Source organism: Rhizobacter sp. P5_C2 (assembly GCF_054049715.1).
Genome location: NZ_JBFULV010000190.1, coordinates 1 through 6,170, shown reverse-complemented (window position 1 = coordinate 6,170; position 6,170 = coordinate 1). Strand labels below are relative to the sequence as shown.

Genomic DNA, 6,170 nt, shown 5'->3' with positions numbered 1-6,170 from the left:
CCGCAGCCGCCTGCGGCCTCGGCCCGGACGCCGGCGCACGCGAGCTGTTCGCCGTCTGCCGGGCCGAGGCGCGGCTCGAACTCGACGGCCTGGCGAATGCCGTGGCGACCCGCTTCGACCTTGACGAGCTGGTGCTGCCGGCGAACCAGGCGAGCCAGCTGCGCGAGATCGTCGATGCGATGGGCGCGCTCGGCCGCGTGCACCACGACTGGGGCACCGCGCGGGCCTGGAACGAGGGCGGGCTGTCGGTGCTGTTCTGCGGCCCGCCGGGAACCGGCAAGACGATGGCGGCCGAGGCGCTGGCGCAGACGCTCGCGCTGCCGATGTACCGCATCGACCTGTCGCAGGTCGTCAACAAGTACATCGGCGAGACCGAGAAGAACCTGCGCCGCATCTTCGACGCGGCCGAGACCAGCGACTGCCTGATGTTCTTCGACGAGGCCGATGCGCTCTTCGGCAAGCGCACCGAGGTGCGCGACGCCCACGACCGCTTCGCCAACATCGAGATCAGCTACCTGCTGGAGCGCATGGAGCGCTTCAAGGGCCTGGCGGTGCTGGCCAGCAACCGGCGCAAGGACCTGGACGAAGCCTTCACGCGGCGCCTGCGCCACATCGTCGAGTTCCCGATGCCCGGCGTGCCCGAGCGCGAGCGGCTATGGCGCCAGGCCTTCCCGGCGCGCGTCGACATCGGCGCGCTCGACTGCCGCTGGCTCGGCCAGCAGTTCGAGCTGGCCGGCGGGCACATCCGCTCGGCCGCGTTCAACGCCTGCCTGATCGCCGCCGGGCACGCGCCGCAGGCCGAGGCGCGGGTCGACATGGTGCATGTGCTGGGCGCGGTGCGGCGCGAGCTCGAGAAGATGAACCGGGTCGCCGGGCGCGAGCAGTTCGGGCGCTACGCACCGCTGCTGGAGAGCACGCCATGAGCCTCGAGATCGCGCGGCTGTCGATCACGTTGCGCGGCGGTTCGGGCCTGCTCGGCGCGGACCTGGCCGAGGCGATCGAGGGCGCGCTGCAGCGGGCGCTGGCGCGGCACGCCGGCCTGCAGGGCCTGGCCGACACCGCGCAGCTGGACCTGGGCGTCGTCAACGCGCCGGCGGGTGCGCAGCGGGATGCGCACGCCATCGCCGACCTGATCGCCGCGCGCCTGCTCGCGCTCGGCGGGGAGGGCCGCTGAATGGCACTCTTCCCGTTGCGCGGCGTGCTGGTCGAGTACGGCATCAACCTGCTCGGGCCGATCCCGAACATCGTCGTGTTCCAGTTCAACCCGGACCAGATGACGCGCACCATCGCGATCCCGGCGCCGCCGCCCGCCGCGTCGGCGCAGCCGCGCACCGAATCGCATTCGGCCGCCGCGCCGCCGTCGGAGAGCTTCGAGGTCAGCGCGCAGTTCTCGTCCGCCGACGACCTGGGCGCCGGCGGCGTGGTGTCGGCGATCCCGCGGATCTTCGGCGTCGGCCCGCAGCTCGCGGCGCTCGAGAAGATGATCTACCCGCCGACCACGCCGGGCGGCCTGCTCGGCGCGGCGATCGACGCGATCGGCTCGGCGCTGTCCGGCCCGAAGAAGGACCCGCCGTCGCAGCCGGTGCCGCGCGTGCCGCTGCCGCGCATCCTGTTCATCTGGGGGCCGTCGCGGGTGCTGCCGGTCAGCATCACCTCGATGACCATCACCGAGCAGAAGTACGACGTGCTGCTGAACCCGATCCAGGCCGAAGTGAAGATCGGCATGCAGGTCTCCAGCCAGGCGCCGGCCGACGACGCGGTGGGCGAGGGCGCGTGGCAGTACTCGCAGATGGTCAAGGACACCCAGGCCACGCTGAACCTGGCCAAGGTGATCGAGTTCGCGCTCGACATCATTCCCTTCTGAAGGACCTGCCATGTTCCTGCCGAACTCCCGCTACCACGGCCTGCCGACGGTGACCGTGCTCGACCGCGCCGGCGCCGAGGTGGCGGCCGTCAAGCTGCGGCCGCTGCCGGACACGCCGGGCGACCCGGTCACCGTGCGCGCGCACGACCAGCTCGACGCGCTCAGCGAGCAGCGCTATGCCGATGCCACCCGCTACTGGCACGTGGCCGATGCCAACGCCGAGCTCGAGGCCGGCACGCTGCTGCAGCCGGTCGGCCGGCCGATCAACCTGCCGCGGGGCTGAGCACCATGGCCAAGGCCGAGTTCCGGGTCTTCTTCGACAACGCGCCAGCCAGCGTGGAGCAACTGGCGCGCTTCACCGAGATCCGCATCGACCAGGGCATCGGCATCGCGGCCGAGGCCGAGCTCGACTGGCCGGTCGGCACCAGCGACCAGGGCGTCTGGCAGGGCGCCGAGGAAGACTGGGCGCGGGTGCGCGTCGAGGTCAAGGTGGCCGATGCCGATTTCGTGCCGCTGATCGACGGGCCGGTGGTCGGCAACCGCTACGAACTGAGCGCGCAGTCCGACCAGAGCCACGTGACGCTGGTGGTGCAGGACGACAGCGTGCTGCTGAACCGCGACGAGAAGGTGCAGCTGTTCGAGGACATGGCGGCGCAGGACATCGTCAGCAGCGTGTACGCCGAGGCCGGCCTGACGCCCGATGTCGACAGCACGCCCGATGCCGGCGCGGCGCTGCAGCGCGTGGTGGTGCAGCGCGGCACCGGCATGCAGCTGCTGCGCGACCTGGCGCGGCGGCTCGGCATGTTCGCGTACGTCAAGCCGGGTGATGCACCGGGGCTGAGCATCGGCGCCTTCAAGCGCCTGCAGCTCGCGCCGGGCACGCTGCCCGAGCTGCTGCTGGTCGGCGACAAGCGCAACGTGGCGCGCTTCTCGGCGCAGTTCGACGCGCTGCGCCCGCTGGCCAGCCAGGCCGGCAGCGTCGCGTTGGCCGACCGCAGCGTGCTGGGCGGCAACGCCGACGCATCGAGCCAGGTTCCGCTCGGCGACAGCGCGGCGCACGACCTCGCCACCCCCGGCACGGCGCTGCTGACCGGCACGCGCGAGGAGCAGGCCGACCTCGACGCCGCCACCGCCGCCGCGGTCGACCTGTCGTCCTGGGCCTGGGCTGCCAGCGGCGAGCTCGATGCCAACGACTACGCCGGCGTGCTGCAGCCCTACGAGGTGATCCGGGTGCGCGGCGTCGGCGGCTTCCTGTCGGGCGACTACCTGGTCGGGCACGTCACCCACGTGCTGAACGACAGCGCCTACCGGCAGCGCTTCTCGCTGCACCGCAATGCGCGCTCGGCCGGCAGCGGTGGCGCCGCCGGTGGCCTGCCTGGAGGGCTCTTCTGATGGAAACCGGCAGCCTCGAACGCCTGGTGGTCGATCTCGCGTCGCAGTCGCGCTCGCGCCATTGGGGCAAGTACCGCGGCATCGTCAGCGACATCGACGATCCGGAACCGATGGGCCGCTTGAAGGCCCAGGTGCCCGAGGTCTTCGGCCCCGACGTGGTGACGCCCTGGGCCACGCCGTGCGCGCCGTATGCCGGCCCGGGCGTCGGCCTGTACGCCGTGCCGCCGGTGGGAGCGGGGGTGTGGATCGAGTTCGAGGCCGGCGACCCGTCGCGGCCGATCTGGTCCGGTGGCTGGTGGGGCACCTCCGACCTGCCGACCAACGAGACGGGCGCGGTCGCGACCCCGACGCTGAAGATTCTGCGCAGCGAGCAAGGCCTGCTGGTCGCGCTGGACGACGACGCCAACACGCTGACGCTGTCCGACGGCGACGGCAGCAACCTGCTGACCATCAGCGTCAATGACGGCCTGATCACCGTGAAGTCGACCGCCAAGGTGGTGGTCGAGGCGCCGTCGATCGAGCTGACCGATGGCGCCAGCCACCCGCTGGTCCTGGGCGATTCACTGGTGAGCTACCTGACCGAGCTGGTCGGCATCTTCAACGCCCACCTGCACGTCGGCCAGACGGTGATGGGCATCCCGGTCACGCCGATGGCGCCCGTCACCCCGTTCTCGCCCGCGAAGCCTTCGCTGCTGTCGACGCGGGTCACCACCGGTTGAGGCCGCCATGGCAAACCAACTCAAGGCAGGCCAGACCGACAACATGGCGGACAGCCTCGCGCAGTACATCGACACCGCGATGCACAACGAGTGGAAGCTGACCAAGGGCGAGGAGCTGCCCGACAAGGAGGGCGCGGAGGACCGGCAGATCCTGTTCGCCGCCATCGCGCAGGGCGTGCTGAAGTTCCTCGAAGACCACCGGGTCGACCTGATCACCACCGACGACAGCGGCGACTCGGGCATGACGACGCACCACCACGCGATGGCCTTCACGGTCGGCACCTACCGGCCAGACCTGCCATGAACCGGCAACCGCACGGCCGCCACCTCGCGTTTCCGTTCCACATCGGACCGGACGGGCGCACGGCCACGCCGGCCAACCTGCCCGAGCACGTGCGCGGCGAGCTGATCCAGCTGCTGCTCACCGCGCCCGGCGAGCGGCCCTTCCTGCCGGGCTTCGGCGCCGGGCTGCGGCGGATGGTGTTCCACCAGAACGACGACGCGACCGCCGGCATCACGAAGGCGCTGCTCAGCCGCAACCTGTCGCGCTGGCTCGGACAGCGCGTCAGCGTGCAGGCATTGGATGTCAGCGCGGTCGACGCGACGCTGAACGTCGACCTGCGCTACCTCGTGATCGCCACCGGCGAGGTGAAGCAGGTGCGCTTCCAGCGCCAGGGAGCCTTGTGATGGCCGTGCTGCACGACGACGAACGCCTCGAGGACCGCGCCCGCGATCTCGACACCCAGGGCCTGAACGGCTTCCGGCTCGCCTACGTCACGCTGGAGGCGGTGGCCAAGCCCACGTTCGCCTGGCTGGACCTGGAGTTCTGGAACAGCGGCGCGCTGCTGCCGCTGCCGCCGAAGGCCGCGTTCCGGGTGCGCGGTGCCGAGCGGGCGCGCGGCGGCAACCCGGCGCGCGCGGTCGAAGTCACCGAGGTGCAGGCCGGCGCGAACGCCAGCACGCTGCGCCTGAAGCTCGCGCCGGTCGGCGACTACTCGACCTACCTGCTGTCGACGACCGCCGACGGCCTGGCCGCGCCCGGCAACGCGCTGCCGCTGGCGATGGACCCGCTGCTGAATGCGCTGCCGTTCAAGTTCCGCCCCGGCTGTTTCAACCTCGGCTGTGCGCCGCGCACCACCTTCAAGCCGCCGCCCGACGAGCCGGCGATCGACTACCTGGCGCGCGACTACGACTCCTTCCGCCATGTGTTGATCGCCGCGATGATGCGGCGCGTGCCGGGCTGGCAGGTCACCAGCGAGGCCGACCTCGACCAGGTGCTGATCGACCTGATCGCCGCCGATGCCGACGAGCAGGCCGACTACCACGACCGGGTGCTGGCCGAGCGCTCGATCGCGAGCGCGCGCAAGCGCGTCTCGCTGGCCCGCCACGCGCGGCTGATGGACTACCACGTGCACCAGGGCAACCAGGCCGGCACCTGGCTCGCGCTGGAGGTGGCCGGCACGCCGGACCTGCCGGCGGGTCCGAACGACGAGTTCGGCGCGTGGACCGGGCGCGAATGGGCCGCACCCGATGCGGTGGTGTTCGCGATGCCGCGCGACGGCGTGCGCTGGCGCCGCCGCTGCTTCGCGCTGCTGAACCGGCTGCGGCTGTACACCTGGGGCGACACCACTCGCGCGCTGGCGGCCGGCAGCACCGAGGCCGACCTGACCGGCCCCGCGCCGCTGACGCAGGCCGGCGCCGAGGCGCTGCGCGACCTGTTCCTCGGCACCCATGCGAGCCAGGCGGTGGCCGCGGCCGACGTCGAGGTGCATGTCGACCAGCTGCTGGTGCAGGAGGTGCTGAACCCCGAGACCGGCCTGCCGAACGGCGCGTGTGCCGACCAGCGCCAGGTGTTGCGCCTGCTGCCGCTGGGCGGGCCGAGGCCGCGTGCCGAGGCGCTGCGCGATCCTTATACCGGCGAGTGGCTGGTGCGGGTGCGCTGGCGCGATGACGACGCGCTGCGCCGCAACGTCTGCTTCACCTGCGACTGCAACGAGCTGCCGGTGCACGACGTGAGCGTGTTCCACGCCAACCTGGTCCGCGTGACGCAGGGCCGCCCGCGCATCACCACCTTCCGCGCGCCGGGCGCGCCGCTGGGCCCGCTCGACGAGCACGCGCTGGTCGTGAGCGACGAAGCCGCGTACGAGGTGGTGCTGCGCCCGCGCGGCAGCGCGCTGGTGCGGCGCGGCGTGCTG

Annotated in this window: 8 protein-coding genes and 1 pseudogene; all 9 read left to right on the top strand. The window is 72.0% G+C overall.

All coding sequences use genetic code 11. The annotated features are described in order from the left end of the window. On the top strand, window positions 1-923 hold a 923-nt coding region (locus ACXJLU_RS32530; RefSeq protein WP_457337869.1), incomplete at its 5' end, for an ATP-binding protein. After that, window positions 920-1,174 (top strand): hypothetical protein, encoded by a 255-nt coding sequence (locus ACXJLU_RS32525; protein ID WP_457337868.1) that lies wholly within the window; start codon window positions 920-922, stop codon window positions 1,172-1,174. The genes ACXJLU_RS32530 and ACXJLU_RS32525, both read left to right, overlap by 4 nt. Next, the gene (locus tag ACXJLU_RS32520; protein WP_073466146.1) at window positions 1,175-1,864 is read left to right on the top strand and encodes a hypothetical protein; all 690 of its coding nucleotides are present in this window, start codon (window positions 1,175-1,177) and stop codon (window positions 1,862-1,864) included. 10 nt (window positions 1,865-1,874) lie between these two features. Further along, complete coding sequence (locus tag ACXJLU_RS32515; protein ID WP_457337867.1) at window positions 1,875-2,147, top strand: hypothetical protein; 273 nt, start codon at window positions 1,875-1,877, stop codon at window positions 2,145-2,147. A gap of 5 nt (window positions 2,148-2,152) precedes the next feature. Further along, complete coding sequence (locus tag ACXJLU_RS32510) at window positions 2,153-3,256, top strand: hypothetical protein (protein ID WP_457337866.1); 1,104 nt, start codon at window positions 2,153-2,155, stop codon at window positions 3,254-3,256. Next, window positions 3,256-3,975, top strand: a complete 720-nt coding sequence (locus ACXJLU_RS32505) for a phage baseplate assembly protein V (RefSeq protein WP_457337865.1) — start codon at window positions 3,256-3,258, stop codon at window positions 3,973-3,975. Before ACXJLU_RS32510 ends, ACXJLU_RS32505 begins: the two co-directional genes overlap by 1 nt. 7 nt (window positions 3,976-3,982) lie before the next feature. Continuing rightward, complete coding sequence (locus ACXJLU_RS32500) at window positions 3,983-4,279, top strand: hypothetical protein (protein ID WP_073466142.1); 297 nt, start codon at window positions 3,983-3,985, stop codon at window positions 4,277-4,279. Next, window positions 4,276-4,662: a GPW/gp25 family protein gene (locus ACXJLU_RS32495; protein ID WP_457337864.1), complete on the top strand. Its 387-nt coding sequence runs from the start codon at window positions 4,276-4,278 to the stop codon at window positions 4,660-4,662. Before ACXJLU_RS32500 ends, ACXJLU_RS32495 begins: the two co-directional genes overlap by 4 nt. Further along, a pseudogene (locus tag ACXJLU_RS32490) lies at window positions 4,662-6,170 on the top strand (hypothetical protein); the annotation flags it as partial. The gene ACXJLU_RS32495 and the pseudogene ACXJLU_RS32490, both read left to right, overlap by 1 nt.